This is a genomic window from Occallatibacter sp. (assembly GCF_036502485.1).
Lineage (GTDB): Bacteria > Acidobacteriota > Terriglobia > Terriglobales > Acidobacteriaceae > Telmatobacter.
This window is the reverse complement of sequence record NZ_DASXYM010000006.1, coordinates 20,427-39,681: the sequence shown is the minus strand read 5'-3', so window position 1 is coordinate 39,681 and position 19,255 is coordinate 20,427. Positions and strand designations below refer to the sequence as shown.

Here is a 19,255-nt window from a genome sequence, read left to right as displayed (position 1 = left end):
CCCTTGCCCCAATCCAGCGCGCCCTACTTCACCGTTCCCACCGGCCGCAGCCGCACCTCGGGGGGGATCTCCCCCGCTGCAACCACCGCCAGGCGCGGGAACATGGCTTCCAGCCAGCGCCGGACGTAGTAACGGGCCGGACTTGGACAAAGGAGCACGGGCGGGACCGCAGGGGAGCTGGAAGCGATAAGGGATTTCAAAGAATCAACCAGCCGCCGCACCAGCGGCGTACCCGGAACCGAAGCGGATGACAGGAGCCGCTGTCCCTGTTCGGGCGAAACGGTGGCGAGAATCTCCTCTTCCAGCGAGGCCTCCAGCAGCAGCACCGGAAGCTGCCCCTCTCCGTCCAGCAGCGGCTGCACGAGCCTTCGACCCATCGCCTGCCGCGCCGACTCCACCAGCGCCTCGGTGCTCTTGTTCAGCGGCGCCGTCTCGAGCAACGCTTCGAGGATCGCGCCGAAGTCGCGGATCGACACCCGCTCCCGCAGCAGCTGCTCCAGCACCCGGCCCACTTCGCCCAGGGTAAGCAGCTTGGGGACCAGTTCTTCCATCAAGCGCGGATGCGACTCGTTCAGCGACTCCATCAGCCGCTTGATCTCCGCGCGATTCAGCAGCTCCCACGCATGCTGGCGGATCAGCTCGCCCAGATGGGTGGTGATCACCGTGACGGCGTCCACTACCGAGTAGCCCGCCGCCATCGCCTGCTCTTCAAGATTGGCCGCAATCCACAATGCCGGAACCCCGAACGCAGGCTCCCGCGTTTCCCGCCCCGCCAGCGGACGCCGGTTCGGATCCCCCGACACCGCCAGCAGCTGCGCGCCCTCCGTCTGCCAGCGCGCAATCTCCAAGCCCCGCATCGAGAACACATACTCGCGCGGCTTCAGGCGCAGATTGTCCGAAATGTGCACCGGCGGGATCAGGAACCCGAGTTCCCCGGAAAGGTGCCGGCGCAGCGTGCGAATCCTTTGCAGCAGTTGGCCGCCCTGTTTCTCATCCACCAGCGGAATCAGCTGGAACCCGATCTCGAGCGTCAGGTCTTCCAGCCGCAACAGGTTGGCCAGATCGCTGGCCTGCGCCTGTTCCGGTTTCTTTTTGTCCGCCTGGCCCGGCTCCGCCGTAACCGCCGCCGCGGCGGCGGCCGCGCCCACCCGCCTCCCGCCAAAAAACAAGATCGCCGAAACCAGCAGAAACGCAAACTTGGGCAGCCCCGGTATCAGGCACAGCGCCCCCATCACCAGGCTGGCGAGATACAACGTCGCGGGCCGCGCCAGAAGCTGTTGACGGATCTCCCCTCCCAGCAAGCCGGCCGAGTTGGCCCGGGTCAGGGTGATCCCGCCCGCCACTGACACCAGCAGCGAAGGAATCATCGTCACCAGACCGTCGCCCACCGTCAAAATCGTGTAGGTGCGCACCGCCTCGCTCAGCCCGATCCCCTGTTGCAGCGTGCCGATCAGAAGGCCGGCAATGATGTTGATCGCGGTAATCAGAATGGTCGCCAGCGAATCGCGCTGGTTGAACCGCGCCGCGCCGTCCATGGCGCCGTAGAACTCCGCCTCCCGGGCAATTGCCTGGCGCCGCTTCCGCGCCTCGGCCTCGTCAATCAGCCCCGCATTCATGTCGGCGTCGATCGCCATCTGCTTGCCGGGCAGCGCATCGAGCGTGAATCGCGCCGTCACCTCGGCGGTGCGGACCGCCCCATGAGAAACCACTAAGAACTGGATCGCGATCAGGGCTAGAAACAAGACGAATCCAACCACATAATTGCCGCCGACCACGAACTGCCCGAAGGCCTCGATCACCTTGCCTGCCGCCGCGGTTCCCTCCGACCCGTGCAGCAGAATCCTGCGGCTGGAAGCGATATTCAGCGACAGCCGGAATAGTGTGAGCAGCAGCAAGAGCGTGGGAAACACGCTCAGTTCCACCGCACGGCGAATCTGCACCGACGCCAGAAACACAATGATCGATGCCGCCATCGAGAGCGCCAGCAGCAGATCGAGCGCGGCCGACGGCAGCGGCACCAGCATCACGAAGATCACGCTGATCGCGGCCAGCGGCAGCGCGTAATCCTTGAACCGCGCCACGACGCTCCAGATAGACGCAATCCCGGAAGAAGGTGCGGGTACGACGGCATTGGTGCTCATTGCGAACCTCGCGAATCAGAAGTCGAATTGCCTGAAATATTGGGCGGAGTTACCGGACGCGGCGCCCCGCGCACAGCCTGCGTTCGCGCGGCATGAGCGCGCGCGGCCGCTTCCTTCACGCGGCGCTCGCGCACCTCCGCCTCCACGCGCTGCCGGTAGAGGAACGCAAGAATCGAAGCCACTGCGGCGTAGAGATCGACAGGAATGGCCTGGCCAACTTCGACCGACCGGTACAGCGACCGTGCCAGCGGCGGATTCTCCACAATGGGCACGCCCGCCCAGCGCGCCTCCGCCTTGATCTCCTCGGCCAGCAGGTTGCGCCCCTTGGCCAGTACTTTGGGCGCTTCCATGGTGTTGAAGTCGAACCCGAGCGCTACCGCATAATGTGTGGGGTTGGTGATCACGGCGGCCGCGCGGCTCACATCCTGCTTCACCTTGCGGCGGCGCATCTGCCGTTGCAGGCCCTTGATGCGGCTGCGCACCTGCGGAGAGCCTTCGGTCTCCTTGTACTCGTCGCGCATGTCCTGCTTGCTCATCTTCAGGCGCGATTCGCGGCTCTGCCATTCAATCAGGTAGTCAATCGCCGCCCACGCAAACAACAGCCACGCCGCCACTTCGAGCAGCCCGAAGATGTCCGTTCCCAGCATCTCCAGCCGTGCCGTCGAGAACGGCGGAATCGAAAACTGGTGCGCCATCCGCTGTACCGCGAAGATGGCCAGAATGGCCGCGGGAATCAGCGATTTCCCAATCCGTCCCGCCGCCCGCAGCGAGAACAGGTTCTTCACGTTCGAGAGCGGATTGATGCGGTCCAGCTTGAATCCCACCGCGCCGGCATGAAACGAGAGCCCGCCCGTCTGCACCATGCCCACCGCCAGCGCCGCCGCCGCCACCGACGCCATCACGATTCCGATCGGCCCGAACACCTCCATTGCCAGCCGGCGCAGGGTGACGAGGGTCGGCATCAACTGGCTCGGCTCCCAGTGGGCCGGCTGTCCCATCTCCAGGAACCCCGCAAACACGCTCCGCCATGCCAGCAGCGAGCGGGTGCCCACCAGCCCCAGCGCCAGCACACCCGCCAGCGTTCCCGCAGCCGCCGTCAATTCGCGGCTGTGCAGAATGTCGCCGTCCTTGCGTGCTTTTTCACGCCGATGTGCAGTTGCCTGTTCGGTGCGGTCTCCGGCCATGAACTAACCTCCCAGGCCGGCAGCGGAGCCATTCCCCGCAATCAGCTTTTCGGCCAGGTCCAGCAGCGAGCTGAAGCGGCCTTCAATGAACCTCGGCCACAGCGCCAGCGATCCCGCCAGAATGACAAAGCCTGTAAGCGTCTTCACTGGAACCGTCAGGTTCATCACCGGCAACTGCGGACTCAGCTTGCCCATCAGCGCAATCGAGAACTCCACCAGCATGGTGGCCGCCAGCACCGGCGCCGCCAGCTCCACTGCCGCCACAAACACCCCGCCCGCCGCGCGCACAATCCCCAGCCCCGTCACCGGCATCAGCGCATACGTCCCCAGCGGAACCGCGCGGAAGCTGCGCACCATGGAGGCCAGCAGAATGCGATCCAGCCCCGCCGTGATGATCACCAGAGTTCCCATCATCTGAAACAGCTCCCCCAGCAGCGGCGTCTCGATCGGCGACGACGGGTCCATCACATTGACCAGCGAGAAGCTGAACTGCACCCCCATCACCTGCCCGGCGAACAGCAGCATCTCGTTCAGCAGCGCCAGCGTGAGCCCATACACCAGGCCCACCCCCAGTTCGCCAAGGATCGCCGTGAAGTTGACCTCCGCATGCGCGTTGGGCAGCGTGGCCACCAGCGGCGCCAGCAGATACGCCACCGCCAGAACAAACACCGCCTTGGCCCGCACCGGCAGCGCGTTCGACGAGAAGAACGGCGCAAACAGCACCATCCCGCTCAACCGGATCAGCGCCAGGGTCATCGCGCTCAGAAATGTAGGCCAGTCGGACAACGGTAAGCTCCTACTTCCAGCTGCCAGCTCCTAGCTCCTCGGCAGCCAATTCGGTTTCTATGGCTCCGTCGCAGCGTCTGTATCGAGACCGAAGCTAGAAGCGAGTGACTGGCAGCGAGGAGCTGCTTTTCTCACCCCACGTACTTATGCAGATCCATCAGCAGCGCCCTTGTGTACTCCGCCATCCGGCTCAAAAACCACGGCATGCCGACCAGCAGCACAATCGCCACCGCCACCAGCCGCGGCACCGTCGTCAGGGACTGATCCTGCAAGCTGGTCAGGGTCTGCACCAGGCTGAGAACGAAGCTAAGCACCGCCGCAATCACCAGAACAGGCGCGGCCAGGATCATGGCCTCCCGCATCAACTGGCGCAGTAACTCGGCAACCATGTCAGCAGTCATCGCGATACTCCTCAAAAGCTCTTCAACAGCGAACTGGCAAGCAGGTTCCACCCGTCCACCATCACGAAAAGCAGAATCTTCAACGGCGTCGATACCACCACCGGCGGCAGTTGGAACATTCCAATCGATGTCGTAATCGAAGCCGTGACCATGTCGATCAGCAGAAACGGCAGAAACAGCACCGCGCCGATTGCGAACCCCGCCTTCAGCTCCGACAGCACGTAAGCCGGAATCACCGCGCGCATCGGCAGTTCATCCGGCGAGTTGGGCCGCGCGATCTGCCCGGCCGCCGTAAACAGGGCCAGGTCTTTCTCGCGCGCGTAACGCAGCATGAAGTGCTTCACCGGTTGCGACCCGCGCTCGATCGCCTCCAGCCCCGTGATCTGTCCGGCGCGAAACGGCTCCACTGCCTGCTGATCCACCTGGGTCAGCACCGGCGTCATGAGGAACCAAGTCATCATCAGCGCCAGTCCCAGGAGCGTCGGATTGGATGGCGCGGTCTGCGTCCCCAGCGCCTGGCGCAGAAAATGAAACACCACGGTCAGCCGCACCAGCGGCGTCATCGCCATCAGAATTGCCGGCAGCAGCGTGATCAGCGTCAGGACAAACAGAATGGTCCACGGCGTCGAGTCCGACGCGTGCAGCTTCGCATTCAAATCCGGCAGCAGCGGGACAGAGCCTGAAGAAGCGGTACGCACGACGGCCAGCAGAGCTACCACGAGATCCTCCCCCGGCGCTCTTTGCCGCCCGTCTGCCCATCGGTCCGCCCACCCGCTCGGCCATCCAGCCGACAGAACGCCGGCGCGCCGTCCGCCGAGCCGGCGATGAGAAACCGCCTGCCCTCGACCTCGACCAGCGACAAAGTCTGCCGCGGCGCCAGCGTGATCCGCTCCAGCACCGCCAGCCGTGGCTCGGTCCGGCCCCGGCTGCGCCACCGCGTCAGAAGCCATCCCGCCAGCCCGCCGGGTACCGCGGCTTTATTCGTCATGTGCGTCTCTCCTCCGTGGGTAATGCGCTTCAAGCAATGCGCGTAATACGTGCGGCCAGGGTGTTGGCCACTACTTCAAATTCCAGCCACGCCAGTTGCACCTCTCCGGCGGAGAGCGGCAGGTCGTCCCCATGGCTCCAGCGCGACCCCACAACCACTCCCAGCTCCAGCGCCAGCAGGTTGCGTACCCTGAAGTCGCGCACCGGCACTGCCACCTCCACCTCCACGGGAAGGCGGGCAACCACGGATTCGGGATGAATCGACACGCCGGAACGGTCCGGTGCCTGGCAGGTGGCAAGTGCAGATGATCCAACTGGTCCGGCGCTTGGCGCCGGCGTCGGCGGAAGCGGTGAAGACTGCGGAATGGAATGGGCTGTGGCGGCCATACGCGCACCAAACCTGCAGAAGAATGACCAGAAGCAGGACATTCTCATTGGGAAAAGCTAAGAATTGCGCGTCCCCGCCCCGTCCCCGCTCATCGCATAAGAGAGCCAAATCACTGTTACACTGGTCATTGACCCCCACCGGCCGCTGACGCCCCCAGTCGCGCGCGGCGCATACCTGGGAAAAAGGAAACCAACATGTCTGATCTCAATGGAAACAAGAGCTTTACGGGAACCAGCCTGCGCCTCAAGATCGGCCTCGCTGAGATGCTGAAGGGCGGCGTCATCATGGACGTGATGAACGTGGAACAGGCCCGCATCGCTGAGGAAGCCGGCGCCTCTTCCGTCATGGCTCTGGAGCGCGTGCCCGCCATGATCCGTGCCGAAGGCGGCGTGGCCCGCATGGCCAACCCCAAGCTCATCAAGCAGATCATTGAAGCGGTTTCCATTCCGGTCATGGCCAAGGCCCGCATCGGCCACTTTGCCGAGGCGCAGATCCTGCAACAGCTCGGCGTCGACTTCATCGACGAGTCCGAAGTCCTCACCCCGGCAGACGAAGTCCATCACATCGACAAGCACGCCTTCACTACCCCCTTCGTCTGCGGCGCCCGCAACCTGGGGGAGGCCCTCCGCCGCATCGCCGAGGGCGCGGCCATGATCCGCACCAAGGGTGAAGCGGGCACCGGCGACGTGGTCCACGCCGTCCAGCACATGCGCCGGATTGTGAAGGAAATGAAGGCCCTCACCGTGCTCAGCGAGCAGGAGCTCTACGCCGCCGCCAAGGAGCACCAGGCCCCTTACGAGCTCATCCGCATGGTCGCCCAGGCCGGCAAGCTGCCCGTACCCAACTTCTCCGCCGGCGGCATCGCCACTCCCGCGGACGCAGCCCTCATGATGCAACTGGGCGCCGAGGCCGTCTTCGTCGGCTCAGGAATCTTCATGAAGGAGCGCGCCACGCCGCTTGACGTCGAGAACGACCCCAAGGAGCGCGCCGAAGCCATGTCCCGCGCCAAGGCCATCGTGATCGCCACCACCCACTTCAACGATCCCAAAATCCTGGCGGAAGTCAGCGAGCAGGTCACCGGCGCCATGAAGGGCCTGGCCGCCGCCGCCCTCGAAGAGAAGGAACTCCTCCAGACCCGCGGCTGGTAAGCAGCACCTGCGACGCGGCCGGCGCCCCGCGGTCCAGCGTAGCTCGCAACGCAAAGGCCACCTGCCCATGAGGAAGGTGGCCTTTGCGCTGCTTGAGGATCGCCGCTTGTGCCGGAGAGCTGCCAGGCTCGTTCAGTCGCGCTGCAGCGCGCGCACCACGCCGGCAATCAGCCGCTCATTGCGCGTCACCACCGTGAGCTGGTCCCCATCCGCGATGTAAGACTCAGGACGGATCCATTCCATCTGCTCCCAGAAAATTTCGGTCACTGCCGCGCACTCCGACGAGTGCAGGCTGAAGCCGAAGCTGTAATTCACAAACACGTGAACGCGGCCGCGGGCGATCTCAGAAACCCAAAGACTAACCTTCGGATCAACCAGGATGCCCAAATCCCGCGGCTCGCGAAACACATACCACTCATGAAAGCAGCTTTGGCAGGGAAGGTCTTCGGCGCGCTCCACCATGGGGCTGTAGGCGATTCCACCGCGGCTGCTCCAGCCTCTCGCTGTATCCCGTTCCGCAAGAGCCAGCGGGCCACTGTCCGCGGATGTCACGGCGATGTGCCTGCCAAGGACGGCCTCCGGCACCTCCTTCAGAACCTCGTGGAGCGACGCCTCCGCCACGATCCACTGGTACTCTCCATGGGCTCCGAAATGAAGTTGTGCCGCTCTTGATTCAGAACTTTCCATGCGCCCTCCCATCGTGCACCCTCTGAGCCGCCCGAAATCGCTAGTCGATTGTAGTCATATCGCCCGATCTGTGACGCCGGATCCGTTTCAGGTCCGATGTAAAATGATCAGGTAGAAACCGCAGGTATTCTCATGCCCGCTTCCGCCTTCGACATCAACACGCGCCTTTCCTATCTGGTCGAGACCACCCGCAGGGAGGGTCGGACGACCTCTCTGCCGACGCGATGATTACCGCTACCGCTAAAATCACAAACTCAACCGTGGCAGCCAGAAACACCAAAGAATTCACTCCTTTCGGAATCCCGGTATTCAATCCTTTTGAGTTCACTGAGGAAACAGCACATTGAGTCAAGTGTCCGCTCCCCGCATCGGCGTCCTCGCCATCCAGGGGGACTACGCGGCACACGCTGAAGCGCTGAACGACGCCGGCGCGGTACCCGTCGAAGTCCGCAATCCGGAACAACTCGACGGCTTGGACGGCCTGATCATTCCCGGCGGCGAGTCCACCACCATGCTCAAATTCCTTGAGCGGCGCAATTTCTTCGACTCGCTCAAAGAGTTCGCCCACACCCGCCCCACCTTCGGCACCTGCGCCGGCGCCATCCTGCTCGCAAAAGAAGTCCGCCACCCGGCGCAGAAAAGTCTCGGCGCCCTCGATGCCGTTGTCGAGCGCAACGCCTACGGCCGCCAGATCGACTCCAGCATCCTCGTGGAGCCTACTTCCCTTCCCGGCGATCCATTGGAAATGGTCTTTATTCGCGCTCCGCGCATCACAAAGGTGGGTTCAGACGTCGAAGTGTTAGCCCGCCGCGATGGGCTTCCGGTGCTGGTGCGCCAGGGAAACCTGTTGGCCGCCACTTTCCATCCGGAGCTTTCGCAGGACCGCCGCGTACACCGTCATTTTGTCGAGATGACGATGCAGAAAAAGCAAAACTAAAATTTACCTGTCGCAGATACGAGGTTCTGGTACAAAATCGACCATCTCATGCTCTACTCCGTGCGTCCAAGCATGGGTGGGATCAATTCTCACGCACACCGAGGCTTCCCCATGCCCATCGCTTTCAGCCGCGCCCCCGCGGAAGTAGAACGGAAAGAACCTGGAATTGGGGGGAAGCCCCCTGTTGACCGTCGACCGACGGGCGGAGGGGGCGGTGGCGGTGACGACGACTACCAGCATCCCCGAAAAGGACCGAGAGATCGCCTGCAGCGCATTCGGCTCTTTGTGTTTTTCGCCCTGGCCGGAGACATGATGTTCTTCGCCGCCTTGGTGGTGCTCTTCTTCGCCCGCCAGGCCGGTATGCACTTGGACCCCCGCAGCCACGAGATGATCGGCGACTGGCGCCCCATCGACCTGCCCCCCATCGTCTATCTCAATACCGCCGTCCTGATTCTGAGCAGCCTCACCATGGAGTTCGGGCGCCGCAATATCTTCCGTGAGATCGACGTCCTGGAAGAGTGGCTGGGGCTGGGCCGGCCCGCTCTGCGCCGTGCCCTGCCCTGGATCGGCGCTACTCTGGCCCTGGGCACCCTCTTCGTGATCGGGCAGATCGTTGCGTGGAGGCAGCTTACCGCCCAGGGCTTTGCCTTCGACCGCTTTTCCACCCCGGCCAGCTACTTCTTTTATGTCGTGACCGGACTGCACGCCGGACACCTTGTTCTGGGAGTTCTGGCGCTGGTGCTGTGCCTCACCGCCCTGCGATGGTTCAAGCGCGTCGAGTCCCGGCAGATCGCCGTCGACATCACAAGCTGGTACTGGCACACGCTGGGCGCCGCCTGGATCCTCCTTCTTGCCGTGCTGGCCGTAGGCCAATAACCGGGCGTGACCGCCAACACAGCCACGCCGTCCGTATTCGGCGCAAAATCGATCCTTGCGCCTATGCCACGCGTACTTCAGTATCGGTTTCTCTCCCACGTCCAGCCCGCTGGAACTTGTACCTGTGTTTACCATGCAGTAACTCAGTAGCTCGTTTTTTCTGCCTGCATGTATATACATAAAACCGATGTAATCTATTGATTTAAAATAAGTTATAGATGAAAATTCAGCCGCCTCCAGTTTCGCCCTGAACCCGAATAGAAAGCGAATCTTCGGCGAAAACGGGTCTCCGTTTCCAACTTCTCGCGCGCGCAGAAATTTATCCTTAAGTAAATAGCCCCCCCCCCTCCCGAATCATTCCCAAGCTCCGCAGCGCAGCCCCCCGCTGTTCCTCTCTCCCCGCCGCACCGTCGTCCTTCAAGCTCCCCTCTTCGTCTATCCAAGCAGGTCTGCTTCCCTGCCATGCCCCCCCTCCGCCTCCCTGCGGCTCGCTGGGCTGGACTCCTCAGACCCTCAGGGGCCCCGGTTGATATCCGCACTGAAAGCTGTTTCCTTCGCATGTTGTATGGCGACGGCATCGATTCTGGTGGCCGGAATGGGTTCCCCGGTCTCGAATGCGGTGCCGAACGCCCCCGCCACCGGCCGACCTGCGCCGCCGCCCCGCAGTGACTACGCCGGCGACGAGGCTTGCGCCGAATGCCACCGCACCCAGGCAGTCTCCTACGTCCTGACGCCCCACGCCCGCGATTCCGCGCCCGCCGACCGCGCGCACATCCTGGGCAGTTTCAGCCCCGGCCACAACGTCCTGCACACCTCGAACCCCCACATCATCGTCGCCATGACCGAGGAAAAGAATGGCTTCTACGAGAGCGGAATGGATATCTCCGATCCCAACCACCCCACCGGGCAAGCCCAGCGCATCGACATCGCCATCGGCTCCGGCCGGCATGCCCAGACCTACCTCTACTGGGACGGCGACCAGCTCTATGAGCTCCCGGTCTCCTATTGGGGCTGGGGCCGCGAGTGGGTTCTAAGCCCCGGCTTCCCATCCGGCCAGGTCCGTTTCGACCGGCCCGTGGTGCCGCGCTGCCTGGAGTGCCACGGCAGCTATTTCACCTGGCTCAATCCGCCCGCGAACCGCTACGTAAAAGACAGCGTTGTGCTGGGAATCGAGTGCGAGCGCTGTCACGGGCCTGGCGCAAAGCACGTGGCGCTGGAGCGTTCTGCGAAAAAGCCCGACCCCAAGACCGAACTCGCAATCGTCAATCCTGCCCGCCTTTCGCATCAGCAGCAGCTCGATCTCTGCTCCCTGTGCCACGCCGGGGCCGTACAGCCCATTGGCGATTCGCTGCGCTTCCTGCCCGGCGACACGATCCGCGACTACCTCCACATTCAGCCCGTCGATCCCGCCGCACCACCCGACGTGCACGGCAACCAGGTGGGCGCGCTTGAAGCAAGCCGCTGCTTCGGCTCCGGCAAGATCACCTGCTCCACCTGCCACAATGTGCACCGTGTCCAGGAGAACGCCGAGTCCTTCTCAGCCCACTGCCAGACCTGCCATGAACTGCGGGCCTGCGGCAAGTACAAGACGCTCGGCGCCGCCATTCGCACCCGCTGCATCGATTGCCACATGCCTCTCTTGGACTCCGCCAAGATCGTCACGTCCACCGGCGAGCAAAAGCTGCACGCGCTGCTGCGCGCGCATCGCATTGCGATCTACAAGGAAGCCGGCGCGGAGGTGGAACAAAGCCTGAAAGCGCATTGAGAAGCGCAGCATTGAGAAGCGCATCCGCGCAAGCCGGAAAAGACGACGGGCCCGCCTGTCCAGGCGAGCCCGCTGGGGTGTGGAGAGAAATCGGCTTACACGTGGCGGTGGATAAGGCTGCTGAGGCGTTCGCGCAAACTGGGAAGCTGAGGGCAGTCGAGGTAAACCCTGCGGTTGGCGGCCATCAGGATTTCGATCGCCTCCAGGCGGCCGTCCCGGCGAAAGGGCGGGCGCCCCTCTTCGTTCATAAATTCGTCTGTGAGGTATTCGATGGCGTGGCCCAGTTTCTCCAGCGCATGTCCCGCTTCAGAACTGATACGGCGCCGCACCTTGGCGGCCTGATTGGGAAGGGCTGAGGCGGAACCGGCGAATGTGAAATGATTGGTTACCGTACCGATCATGGAATTGATCCTCATCCTATTCCTCGGCCAATCATTAGACGCTTATCAGATGACCAAGGTACCGAAGTTCACAACGGGAATGATCGAATTATGCAGTGTCCCTTGAGGAAACAAAGTGACGGACATCACGCATAACTGAAGGTGTCATCTGGTCAGCTTGGTCGTTGACAGTCAACATCGTGCGCTGACCTGCGAGACGGCTCAGGTCACTGTGATGCAAGGAATTGGGTCAAAGGTAGGCTGCCTTGACCGGACATAGGTTGAAAACCTAAGCTCAGACTAGCGGCGTGGTTGAGATTGCTGTGCTTTCCGCCGACAACTATCACTTTTGGGGGCTGGCGCGATGAATGCCGACAAAATTCCCTACTACTGGCAATACGTGCCGCTCTTGATCCAGATCGTCGTAGCATTCGGCATGGGTATGGCGATGGTCGCCGGCTCGTGGTTTATCGGCCGCCACCGGAACACCGCCACCAAGCTGGCCGCGTACGAATGCGGCATCATCCCGGTGGGCGACGCCCGGCAGCGCTTCAGCGTGCGCTTTTACATGGTGGCCATGCTCTTCATCCTGTTCGACGTGGAAGCGGTGTTCATGATGCCCTGGGCAGTGATCTACCGCAAGCTTCCGCAAATTCCCGGGGTGAGCCACTTTTTCGGCTTCTGGGAGATGCTGGTCTACCTCGGCTTCGTGTCCGTGGGACTTTATTACATCGTGCGCAAGGGCATCCTGGATTGGAGCCTGGACAAGGCGGATCTGTAAATGCCTGAAACCACCCCGACTCTGCTGGACAAGGCCGCTGTTCTCGAGGGCCTGCCCGATCATCCCGCCATTCAGGCCCTCCAGGGCTGGGACGCCGAGGCCATCACGGACGCCAGGTTCGACCGCGGCGAGTTGACCTTAACGATCGCTAAGGATCTGATTCGCAGCACCTGCTCCACCCTCATGGCGGCCGGCTACAACGCCTTCCAGGACGTAACGGCGGTGGACTGGTTCCCGTCCGTGCCGCGCTTCCACGTGGTTTATCACGCCTGCTCGCACAAGTACCGGCACGTAATCCGGTTCAAGGTTGTGGTGGATGAATCGGACCCCACCGTCGATTCGATCACGCCGGTTTGGCCGGGCGCGAACTACTACGAGCGCGAAATCTTCGATCTGTTCGGGATCCGTTTTGAGGGCCACCCGAATCTGCGCCGCATCATGATGCCCGACGACTGGGTTGGACATCCGCTACGCAAGGACTACCCGGTGGAGGGATACCGCTAGATGCCGACGCTGCCCGAAGTAGGAACACCGATTCTGCAGGCTCCCACAGCGGAGGGCGCGCGCGATCAGCACATGGTGCTGAACATGGGCCCGCAGCACCCGTCCACCCACGGCGTGCTCCGCCTGGTGCTGGAGATCGACGGCGAAATCGTGGTGCGGCTCTATCCCGAGATCGGATACCTGCACACCGGCATTGAGAAAACCTGCGAGGCCAAGTTCTACCAGCAGGTGGTTCCGCTCACCGACCGAGTGGACTACCTCGGCCCCATGAACAACAACCTGGTTTACTCGCTGGCCGTCGAAAAGCTGCTGGACCTGGAAATTCCGGCCAAGGCGCAGTGGCTGCGCGTCCTGTTGAGCGAGCTGACCCGGATCAACTCCCACCTGATATGGTTGGGCACGCACGCCATGGACATTGGCGCCCTGACGGTGTTTCTCTACACCTTCCGCGAGCGCGAAGACCTGCTGCGCATCTTCGAAATGGTCAGCGGCCAGCGGATGATGACGTCGTATATCCGCCCGGGCGGCCTGGCACTCGAGCCGCCTTTGGGCTTTTTTGAGCGGGTCCAGACATTCATCTCCGGATTTCCGGAAAAGATTGACGAGTATTCCAACCTGCTGACCGGCAACCCCATCTTTGTAAACCGGCTCAAGAACATCGGCCACCTCTCCGGCGATGACGCCCTGGCGCTGGGCGTGACCGGGCCGGTAATGCGGGCATCCGGCATCGACTTCGATGTGCGTCGCGACATGCCGTACTCAAGCTACGAAAAATTTCAGTTCGACGTGCCGGTCTCGAACGACTGCGACGTTTGGGCTCGCTATATCTGCCGCCTTGAAGAAATGCGCCAGAGCGTAAGGATCTGTCAGCAGGCGCTGGACGGCATGCCGGAAGGTGCGATTCGGGCGGATGCGCCCAAGATCATCCTTCCGGACCGCGAGGCCATGAAGACGCAGATGGAAGCCTTGATCCATCACTTCAAAATCGTGACTGAGGGATTCCCCGTTCCCGCAGGCGAAGTGTATCAGTCGATCGAATCGGGGCACGGACAGGTTGGGTATTACATTGTTTCGGACGGCGGCCCGAAGCCGTATCGCGTGCACATGCGCTATCCCTCGTTTGCCGATCTGCAGGCGCTGGAAACCATGTGCCAGGGGCGGCTGCTGGCCGACGTGGTGGCGGTAATCGGATCCATTGATATTGTGCTGGGAGAGATTGACCGGTAGAGGAAAGAGCCCTGGATAGCGGGGTGAGCGACGCTAACGGAGTCAGGACGGCAATGCCCAGCCATGATGACGGTCAGGTTTATGTTGAGTTGTGGGTATCGCTCGCTTCCCTGCTCAGGGCTTACACCGCGGCGCACGGACTGAACGGAAATCGGCAGGCCACCGTGGAACTGGGCGAGGAACGGATCACGGTTCGGCATGGCACGGCCTGGCTGGAGCTGGAACGGACGGCCGCAGCGATCCGGTGGAAGCGCGAGGACGGAAGCGCAGGCGAGATGGAATTGACGGAGGCCGGACGTTTGCGCGCCGGTGATCAAGAGGAAGAGATGGATATGGTGGCTGAGGCGTGGGCACGGGAGTTGATGGCATGAGCCCGAAGGATGGAAACACGGAGACCATGAGCATCTTTTCGCCGCAGCTCTCGGCGCGCTTTGAGGCGCTGGCGAACAAGTACCCGGTCAGGCGCTCCGCGCTGATCCCCATGCTGCTCTACGCGCAGGACGAGATCGGCTACCTGAGCGACGCGGCCATCCACGAAATCGCCGGCCGCCTGTCCCTGACCGAGCTCGACGTCCGCAACGTGGCCAGTTACTACTCCATGCTGCGCTTCAAGCCGGCCGGCAAATACAACGTGCAGGTTTGTACCAACATCAGTTGCATGCTGCGCGGCGCCTATGAGGTTTACGAGCGGTTTCAGGACGAACTCGGTATCGGCCACAAGGGAGTGACCAAGGACGGCATCTTCTCCCTCGAAGAAGTAGAGTGCATCGGAGCATGCTGCTGGGCTCCCGCCATCCAGGTCAACTACGACTTCCATGATGAGCTGACGCCGGAGCATGTGCCGGGAATCCTCGCGGACTACCGCGGACAAGCCAGGGGAAAGGGAGGACGCTGATCATGCCGAGGCTTGTTTCGCATCCCGATGAAGTAAAAATTGTGACGCGCCGCTTCGGCATGGGCGCGGCCAATATCGACCGTTATATCGAGCTGGGCGGCTATGATGCGGCAAAGAAGTGCCTGGCGCAGGGACCGGAGTGGGTCATCAACGAAATGAAGGCCTCCAACCTGCGCGGACGCGGCGGCGCGGGTTTCCCCACCGGGCTGAAATGGTCGTTCGTTCCCAAGCAGAGTGCCAAGCCGAAATACGTGCTGGTCAACGGCGATGAAAGCGAGCCGGGCACCTGCAAAGACCACCTGATCTTCCTCCACGATCCGCATGCCGTGATCGAAGGCACCATGATCGCCGGCATGGCGATCGGCGCCAAACTGGGCTTCATTTACCTGCGCGGCGAGTATCGGTATCTGCTGGAGATCATGGAGAAGGCCGTCGCGGATGCCTATGCCAAGGGATTTCTGGGCAAGAACGTCTTCGGCACCGAGTTCGAGTTCAATATCATCACTCAGACGGGCGCAGGGGCCTATGAAGTGGGCGAAGAGTCGGCGCTGATGGAGTCGCTCGAAGGCAAGCGCGGCGTCCCCCGCATCAAACCTCCGTTCCCCGCTGTGGTGGGTCTGTATGGCGGACCGACGGTCATCAATAACGCCGAGACCATCGCCACCGTGCCGCACGTCATCACCATGGGCGCGCCGGCCTATGCAGCCGTGGGCACGGAGCGCAACGGCGGAACGCGCCTCTTCGGCCTCAGCGGCCACGTGGAGCGGCCCGGCGTCTACGAACTGCCCATGGGCTACAACCTCAAAAAGATGATTTACGAAGTCGGTGGCGGCATACGCGGCGGGCGCAAGCTCAAGGCTGTTGTCCCCGGCGGTTCCTCCACGCCCGTGATGCTGCCGGAAGAGATCGAGAACCTGGGCATGGATTTCGACCAGGTGGGCAAAGCCGGTTCGATGCTGGGCTCGGGCGGCGTCGTCGTGATCGACGACCAGACTTGCATCGTGGAGTTCGCGCTGCGCACCATCAGCTTCTATCAGCATGAGAGCTGCGGCTGGTGCATTCCCTGCCGCGAAGGGACCGACTGGCTCAAGAAGACGATGACGCGATTCCATGCAGGCTTCGGGACCGACAAGGACATCGACAACATCCGCTATCTTGCCGAGAACATGATGGGCCGCACCTTTTGCCCGCTCGGCGACGCGGCGGCCATGCCGACATTGGGATTTGTGAAGAAATTCAGAAAAGAGTTTGAGGATCACTTGAACGGGAAACCGTGCCCGTTTGCGAAGCACACCGAGATGGCTGTGGTGTAAAAAATGACAAGTAAGCGAGACCCCGGGAACTGGTGCGCATTCTGAAGACGATGGTTGGTACTGCACCGGACAGTCTGGCAGACATCGGCACTATCGCCACGCGAGTAAGCCCGGACTGATCATTGTTCCGATGCATGCAGGCAACGAAATCGGCAACGGATTGCTGCACAGTATCCTTAAGAAGGCAGGCCTCAAATGACGCGCAATTATCCGGTGGTGTATGAGCAAGGCGCCAGCAACTGGAGCGCCTTTTCTCCTGACCTGCCTGGATGCGGTTCGCTTGGAGACGCGCTCGATGACACGCGCGCAAACATGCGCGAGGCAATCGAACTTTACCTGAACGAGACCACTTCTGCCGGTGAGGCGATTCCAGATGCCACAGCCGCATGCGTGAACTTTGACGAGTTCGATGCGCAGCGGGAAGCGAAACAGTATGTGATCGAGTGGCTCGAGGTGCGATTGCCAACCACAGCCACCCAGGCCGCGTAAGGACAAGAATGGCTGACGTAACATTTACGGTTGACGGAAAGAAGCTGACGGCTCCCGCGGGGACGCTGCTGATTGAGGCGTGCCGCAAGGCGGGCATTGAAATTCCTGCCTTCTGCTACTACCCCGGATTGAGCCTGCAGGCCGCGTGCCGCATGTGCGTGGTGCGCCAGGAAAAAGTCCCCAAGCTGCAGACCGCATGTACCACGCCCGTAGCCGAGGGCCAGGTCTTCATCACCGACTCCCCGGAGATTGTGCAGGCGCGCAAGGCCACGATCGAACTCCTGCTCGGCAACCATCCTCTCGACTGTCCTGTTTGCGATGCCGGCGGCGAGTGCGAACTGCAGGACATGACCTTCAAGTACGGCGCGGGCACCAGCCTCATGGTTGACGCCAAACGCCATCGCGAAGAGCAGCAGTGGTCTCCGCAGGTCTTCTTCGATCGCCCGCGCTGCATCCTCTGCTACCGCTGCGTGCGCATGTGCGGCGAAGGCATGGACGTCTGGGCACTCGGCATACAGAACCGCGGGGTGACGTCCGTGATCGCGCCCAACGGACCCGAATCCAATGCCGAACCGGCCCACCTGGACTGCGAGCAATGCGGCATGTGCATTGACGTGTGCCCCGTCGGCGCGCTCACCAGCGGCTCCTATCGTTACAAAACTCGGCCCTGGGAGATGAACCACGTCTCCACCGTGTGCACGCACTGCGGCGATGGCTGCAAGGTCACGCTGGGCATGCGCCAGTCGCATGAAGGCTCTGACATCGTCCGTGCCGACAATCGCGACAAGAGCGGCATCAACGGCGACTTCCTCTGCGCCAAAGGGCGCTTTGGCTTTGACTTTGTCGACAGCGAGAATCGCCTCACAAAGCCCCTGGTCCGCAACGCCGCCGGAAATCTTGAGCCCACCACGTGGGAGAATGCGCTGCGCTCGGCGGCTGCGGGCCTCAAAGACGCTCACGACAACAAGGGCGGCGAAGGCATTGGCGTCATCGGCTCCAATCGCACCACCAACGAAGAGAACTACATCCTGCAGAAGTTTGCGCGCACCGTCCTGCGTACCAACAACATTGACCATCACCGCACCGCGGACTTTGCCGCGTTTGCGCGCGCCATGGCGGGCCATGAAGACAAGGCTGCCAGCATGCGCGACGCAGCCACTGCTCCGGCGATTCTTCTGGTGGGCGGCAATCCCACCGAAGAGCACCCCCTGCTTGCGTGGCAGATCCGCTGCAACGTGCGCCTCAACAAGGCGCGCCTCTACATCGTCAACCACCAGTCGATCAAGCTGGAGCGGCAGGCCCGGGCCACCCAGGGCGTGCCGCCCAACGGCTATCGCGACCTGACCCAACTGCTCGACAGCAATCAAGGCGAGTTCTCCAAGACCGTTATGGCCGAGGAGTCGCTCCTGGTCATCTTCGGCCAGGAGTTCCGCGGCGATCAGATTGACGCCCTCGTAGAGTGGGGCCTGAAGCGCGGCAACGTGAGGTTTGCGTTCCTGGGCGATCACTCCAACTCGCGCGGCGCCGCCGACATGGGCCTGCTGCCCGATCTGCTGCCAGGCTATGTGCCGGTGGCGGAATCAGGCGCTTTCGCTCAGGAGTACGCCGGCATGCCCGCCGTGGCCGGCAAGTCGCAACCGGAGATGCTGGAAGGCGCGAAAAACGGCGCGATCTGCGCACTGCTCATTGTCGGAGCAAATCCTGTTGGCAATCTCACCATGGATCCGGCCGCGCTGAAAAACACCTTCCTCGTCGTCCAGGACCTCTTCCTCACGGAGACGGCGGCGCTGGCCGATGTGGTGCTCCCGGCGGCCAGCCTGTATGAAAAGTCAGGCACAGTCACCAACACGTTCGGCGACGTGCAGCTTGTCAAAAAAGCTGCGGATCGCCCCGGCGTGCGGCCCGATTTCGAAATCCTGGTCAGGCTGGCAAGCGCCATGGGTGCCGACGTGAAGTCGCTGGTTCCGTTCGGCACGCGCGGCGTGCGCGCCGACCTTGGGCAGACGCGCGGAGCGCAGTCCGGCGAGGCCGATCGCCACGGAGTGTGGCTGGCAGCGCGAGGCCTCGAGCCCAGGCTGAGCCCGTTTGATCCGCTCGCGGTGCTCGATGAAATCGAACGCCTGGTGCCCGCCTACAAGCTCGATCGGCTCAACCTGCTTTCAGGAAATGACGTGCGCACTGAGCCTGGATTTGTTCCGGTTTCCGCGCTGACCAAGGGACGTTCGGACCTGGTAGCGCCCTCGCACGATGGGCTGTTCACCTCAGGCACTCTGGGACGCTACAGCGAATACATGCGCGAACTGAACAAGTATCAGTCGCAGCAGAAGGAAGTGGCGGAAACCGCCGCCGATTAGGAAAGGTTCAGG

Annotated in this window: 21 protein-coding genes and 1 pseudogene; 13 read left to right on the top strand and 9 right to left on the bottom strand. The window is 62.4% G+C overall.

All coding sequences use genetic code 11. The features are described from left to right. Positions 1-23 precede the first annotated feature (23 nt). From VGL22_RS01260 to VGL22_RS01230, 7 genes are all read right to left on the bottom strand, one after another. Positions 24-2,141: a flagellar biosynthesis protein FlhA gene (locus tag VGL22_RS01260; protein WP_465265057.1), complete on the bottom strand. Its 2,118-nt coding sequence runs from the start codon at positions 2,139-2,141 to the stop codon at positions 24-26. Continuing rightward, a complete protein-coding gene (locus VGL22_RS01255) occupies positions 2,138-3,325 on the bottom strand; it encodes an EscU/YscU/HrcU family type III secretion system export apparatus switch protein (RefSeq protein ID WP_465265056.1) in 1,188 nt (395 codons plus the stop codon). The genes VGL22_RS01260 and VGL22_RS01255 overlap by 4 nt, the downstream gene beginning before the upstream one ends. Before the next feature lie 3 nt (positions 3,326-3,328). Continuing rightward, entirely contained in the window at positions 3,329-4,111 is a 783-nt protein-coding gene (locus VGL22_RS01250) for a flagellar biosynthetic protein FliR (RefSeq protein ID WP_465265055.1), read from the bottom strand. A 131-nt stretch (positions 4,112-4,242) separates the two neighbouring features. After that, a complete protein-coding gene (locus tag VGL22_RS01245; RefSeq protein WP_465265054.1) occupies positions 4,243-4,512 on the bottom strand; it encodes a flagellar biosynthetic protein FliQ in 270 nt (89 codons plus the stop codon). An 11-nt stretch (positions 4,513-4,523) separates the two neighbouring features. Further along, positions 4,524-5,231, bottom strand: a complete 708-nt coding sequence (gene fliP / locus VGL22_RS01240) for a flagellar type III secretion system pore protein FliP (protein WP_465265053.1) — start codon at positions 5,229-5,231, stop codon at positions 4,524-4,526. Then, the gene (locus tag VGL22_RS01235) at positions 5,225-5,533 is read right to left on the bottom strand and encodes a flagellar biosynthetic protein FliO (protein WP_465265052.1); all 309 of its coding nucleotides are present in this window, start codon (positions 5,531-5,533) and stop codon (positions 5,225-5,227) included. The genes fliP and VGL22_RS01235 overlap by 7 nt, the downstream gene beginning before the upstream one ends. Then, positions 5,530-5,766, bottom strand: a complete 237-nt coding sequence (locus VGL22_RS01230; protein ID WP_465265051.1) for a FliM/FliN family flagellar motor switch protein — start codon at positions 5,764-5,766, stop codon at positions 5,530-5,532. The genes VGL22_RS01235 and VGL22_RS01230 overlap by 4 nt, the downstream gene beginning before the upstream one ends. A 315-nt stretch (positions 5,767-6,081) precedes the next feature. On the opposite strand from VGL22_RS01230, the gene pdxS reads away from it, so the two are divergent. Beyond that, positions 6,082-7,035 carry a pyridoxal 5'-phosphate synthase lyase subunit PdxS gene (gene pdxS, locus VGL22_RS01225; RefSeq protein ID WP_465265050.1) on the top strand — a complete coding sequence of 318 codons (954 nt, stop codon included), beginning with the start codon at positions 6,082-6,084 and terminating at the stop codon, positions 7,033-7,035. A gap of 132 nt (positions 7,036-7,167) precedes the next feature. Here pdxS and VGL22_RS01220 read toward each other — a convergent pair whose 3' ends face one another. Continuing rightward, positions 7,168-7,722 carry a hypothetical protein gene (locus tag VGL22_RS01220; protein WP_465265049.1) on the bottom strand — a complete coding sequence of 185 codons (555 nt, stop codon included), beginning with the start codon at positions 7,720-7,722 and terminating at the stop codon, positions 7,168-7,170. Positions 7,723-8,065: 343 nt separating this feature from the next. On the opposite strand from VGL22_RS01220, the gene pdxT reads away from it, so the two are divergent. From pdxT to VGL22_RS01205, 3 genes are all read left to right on the top strand, one after another. Continuing rightward, positions 8,066-8,659: a pyridoxal 5'-phosphate synthase glutaminase subunit PdxT gene (gene pdxT / locus VGL22_RS01215; RefSeq protein WP_465265048.1), complete on the top strand. Its 594-nt coding sequence runs from the start codon at positions 8,066-8,068 to the stop codon at positions 8,657-8,659. Positions 8,660-8,770: 111 nt separating this feature from the next. After that, the gene (locus VGL22_RS01210) at positions 8,771-9,535 is read left to right on the top strand and encodes a cytochrome c oxidase subunit 3 (protein ID WP_465265047.1); all 765 of its coding nucleotides are present in this window, start codon (positions 8,771-8,773) and stop codon (positions 9,533-9,535) included. 565 nt (positions 9,536-10,100) lie between these two features. Further along, complete coding sequence (locus VGL22_RS01205) at positions 10,101-11,300, top strand: multiheme c-type cytochrome (RefSeq protein ID WP_465265046.1); 1,200 nt, start codon at positions 10,101-10,103, stop codon at positions 11,298-11,300. Positions 11,301-11,395: 95 nt separating this feature from the next. Here VGL22_RS01205 and VGL22_RS01200 read toward each other — a convergent pair whose 3' ends face one another. Then, positions 11,396-11,701 carry a BTB/POZ domain-containing protein gene (locus VGL22_RS01200; protein WP_465265045.1) on the bottom strand — a complete coding sequence of 102 codons (306 nt, stop codon included), beginning with the start codon at positions 11,699-11,701 and terminating at the stop codon, positions 11,396-11,398. Positions 11,702-12,044: 343 nt separating this feature from the next. On the opposite strand from VGL22_RS01200, the gene VGL22_RS01195 reads away from it, so the two are divergent. The 9 genes and pseudogenes from VGL22_RS01195 (at position 12,045) to VGL22_RS01155 (ending at position 19,243) form a co-directional block, all read left to right on the top strand. Further along, positions 12,045-12,461 carry an NADH-quinone oxidoreductase subunit A gene (locus VGL22_RS01195; RefSeq protein ID WP_465265044.1) on the top strand — a complete coding sequence of 139 codons (417 nt, stop codon included), beginning with the start codon at positions 12,045-12,047 and terminating at the stop codon, positions 12,459-12,461. Then, a complete protein-coding gene (locus tag VGL22_RS01190; protein WP_465265043.1) occupies positions 12,462-12,965 on the top strand; it encodes an NADH-quinone oxidoreductase subunit C in 504 nt (167 codons plus the stop codon). It abuts the gene before it with no gap. After that, the gene (nuoD, locus tag VGL22_RS01185) at positions 12,966-14,192 is read left to right on the top strand and encodes an NADH dehydrogenase (quinone) subunit D (protein WP_465265042.1); all 1,227 of its coding nucleotides are present in this window, start codon (positions 12,966-12,968) and stop codon (positions 14,190-14,192) included. It begins immediately after the preceding gene. 53 nt (positions 14,193-14,245) lie between these two features. Then, positions 14,246-14,563 (top strand): transcriptional regulator, encoded by a 318-nt coding sequence (locus VGL22_RS01180; protein WP_465265041.1) that lies wholly within the window; start codon positions 14,246-14,248, stop codon positions 14,561-14,563. Continuing rightward, positions 14,560-15,087, top strand: coding sequence for an NADH-quinone oxidoreductase subunit NuoE family protein (locus VGL22_RS01175; RefSeq protein ID WP_465265040.1), 528 nt, complete (start codon positions 14,560-14,562; stop codon positions 15,085-15,087). Before VGL22_RS01180 ends, VGL22_RS01175 begins: the two co-directional genes overlap by 4 nt. A gap of 2 nt (positions 15,088-15,089) precedes the next feature. Further along, on the top strand, positions 15,090-16,400 hold the full coding sequence (gene nuoF / locus VGL22_RS01170) for an NADH-quinone oxidoreductase subunit NuoF (protein WP_465265039.1): 1,311 nt from the start codon (positions 15,090-15,092) through the stop codon (positions 16,398-16,400). A gap of 55 nt (positions 16,401-16,455) precedes the next feature. Then, positions 16,456-16,599: pseudogene (locus VGL22_RS01165) on the top strand (type II toxin-antitoxin system HicA family toxin); the annotation flags it as partial. Then, positions 16,596-16,889, top strand: a complete 294-nt coding sequence (locus tag VGL22_RS01160; protein ID WP_465265038.1) for a type II toxin-antitoxin system HicB family antitoxin — start codon at positions 16,596-16,598, stop codon at positions 16,887-16,889. The pseudogene VGL22_RS01165 and the gene VGL22_RS01160, both read left to right, overlap by 4 nt. Before the next feature lie 8 nt (positions 16,890-16,897). After that, positions 16,898-19,243: a molybdopterin-dependent oxidoreductase gene (locus VGL22_RS01155; protein ID WP_465265037.1), complete on the top strand. Its 2,346-nt coding sequence runs from the start codon at positions 16,898-16,900 to the stop codon at positions 19,241-19,243. Positions 19,244-19,255: the final 12 nt, after the last annotated feature.